This window comes from Xylanivirga thermophila (assembly GCF_004138105.1).
In the GTDB taxonomy this organism is placed as follows: domain Bacteria; phylum Bacillota; class Clostridia; order Caldicoprobacterales; family Xylanivirgaceae; genus Xylanivirga; species Xylanivirga thermophila.
In genome coordinates, this window is sequence record NZ_RXHQ01000068.1 from 1 (window position 1) to 1,914 (window position 1,914).

Consider the following 1,914-nt stretch of genomic DNA (forward strand, 5'->3'; position numbering starts at 1 on the left):
GTAGGCTCTCGAAAACTCGAAGAGCTTAATCTTACTTTATTTCAAGGTTCGGCTTTTTAGCTTCACCCCTACTTTTTGATTAATATTCACTTTAAAATTTCCAATTCTACTTACCATTACTTCCCTTGTTTACTTAATATTACAGCTTAAAATTCAGCGCATTTTCCTTCAAAATAGAATTATGTTAACTAAAACTATTTTGGAGGTTTTGATATGTTACGTGATTGGCAACTTCATAAAGATTATCAGAATAATCTAAGACAGAAACTAATGATTCACTTACAAATGGAAAGAAGCAGGGTAGAAAGTCTTGATAAAGCTATCAATAAGCTTTATCTTCTAGACCTCGATAACCTGCTTCCCGTAGTCAAGCCTTTGTATGCTGATTGCGGCCGCCCTGCCAAAAATCAGCAAGGTATCATTAGATCTCTGGTACTAATGCTTGAGCTACGAGAATATTCTATCACAAAATGGGCTTCAAGGGTAAAGAAAGATCTTCTATTATTTGATATTTGTGGTTTTGACTCTGACAATGCTCCTTCCGTTGCCTCATACTACGATCTTCTCGTTCGATTCTGGATGGCACCTCGAAAGCAAAGTAGGGATCCTAAATTAAAGCAATTTGAGCCAAAGCCTAAAAAGAAATTAAAAGCCAATCAAAAACTCCCCAATAAACGCTCAGGTGTTGTAAAAAGATTAGTTAATAAAGCTATTGAAGGTAAACTACCTGATTTTAGACCGGAAAAAATCCTTCAGGAATTCCTAGCCCGTTGTGTGGTAGATACTTCCGCTAAAATGGGACTTTTAGGCGATACTAAAAATTTATCTGTTGCTTTTGATGGCTCGCCCTACTATTCAGGGGCAAGTCACTATGGTGTAAAAGTTTGTGAGTGTAAATCTAAAGGTATATACAACTGTACTTGCCCAAGGCGCTTTTCTGACCCAGATGCTAGATGGGGATGGGATAGTTATCGTGAGCGTTGGTTCTTTGGTAGTACATTATTTAATGTTACTGCCTCTGATAGCCCCAATGACCTTCCTATATATCTCCGTATGGTTCAAGCTAACCGCCATGACAGTGTAACAACTGTTTTTGCCCTTAGGGATATTTTTAATCTCTATCCTAATATAATCTTTAAAAATTTCCTTGCAGATGGTGCTATGGATAATTATCCAACATATGAACTACTGGATCATTACAACATGCTGCCCTTTATTTCTCTAGATTCACGTACTATAGCCAAATACAGCTATCAACATCCAGGTGTCCTGTGCTTTGATGATAAGGGAAGACCCATATGCCATGGTGGTATTCCCTATCAAAACTGGGGTTACAGTAAACCTAAGGGAATTAAATACAGGTGTTGGTTTGCATATAAGGGCTTAGAGCCTCCTAAAGACTGTAAGTGTTCCAACAGTTCATATGGTAGGGTTATATACTTAAAAACCAACTATGATGTTAGAATATTTACACCTGTTCCTAGACACTCAAAAGCTTTTAAAGATAAATTTAAGACTAGAACTTCCGTAGAACGTTCAAACAAGAGAATGTTTGTCGATTATTCTATTGAGGATGCACCTTCCCGGAGTTCTCTAATGAGGTTTGCAATGGCTACTTTTTCTGCTATTAATATTCATCTTGATGCATGGATAAACCATTTAAGCTTTAGCTTATTAGAGACCCTAACCCAAGCAACATAGATAACTTCATATCACCTATAAACTAACATTCTCTCAATAAAAGCACTTATTCGAGGCCTTATTTCCCATACTCTTTTTTAGGTTATCCAATCACTACAATATGCGTTTCTCAACGTTCAATTTTATTTCTTTTACAAAATCAGCCGTAGCATCTCGATATATTCCAGTTTTAGGTTAGCCTTAACTATTTCCAATTCTTTTTCGAGAGGCTAC

1 protein-coding gene is annotated in these 1,914 nt (G+C 36.7%); it reads left to right on the plus strand.

Annotation, left to right across the window (positions count from 1 at the left end):
• The first annotated feature begins 213 nt into the window (after positions 1-213).
• Entirely contained in the window at positions 214-1,701 is a 1,488-nt protein-coding gene (locus EJN67_RS14345) for a hypothetical protein (protein ID WP_165000893.1), read from the plus strand.
• Positions 1,702-1,914: the final 213 nt, after the last annotated feature.